Source organism: Pseudomonas viridiflava (genome assembly GCF_900602065.1).
Classification (GTDB): Bacteria; Pseudomonadota; Gammaproteobacteria; order Pseudomonadales; family Pseudomonadaceae; genus Aquipseudomonas.
This window is the reverse complement of the sequence record NZ_UWFN01000099.1, coordinates 1-385: the sequence shown is the minus strand read 5'-3', so window position 1 is coordinate 385 and position 385 is coordinate 1. Positions and strand designations below refer to the sequence as shown.

Here is a 385-nt window from a genome sequence, read left to right as displayed (position 1 = left end):
TTCATGTAGTTCTGCAGAAAATCCCACAGCGCGCAGGGACGATGCTAGAAGTCGTCAGGGCCGAGCAACGAATGAAAGTTGATCTGCCTGTCTTCATAACGATGGCGGAGCAGCAATCCGTGGCAGGAGCCGTAACGATCACGGGTGGTAATCATGTAGGCATCGAACTCGTAGAACGGTGCGATGAACTCGTCTATCACGCCTTCCTTTCGATGGCGTTTGTAGTCGAAGATCGTGACCAGACCTGTTCGGCGGTTCAGCTCCCAGAGTGGGCCCTTGGGAGGACGGAACCAGATGCGGGGGCAGTAGTTGATGACGATGTGGCCGATGAGCCAGAAGAGTAGGGGAATGCCAAGCACTAATGGATACAGGCCGGCTAGTAGCT

1 pseudogene is annotated in these 385 nt (G+C 54.8%); it reads right to left on the bottom strand.

The features are described 5' to 3' along the window. Positions 1-47 precede the first annotated feature (47 nt). A pseudogene (locus EE949_RS05145) lies at positions 48-385 on the bottom strand (hypothetical protein); the annotation flags it as partial.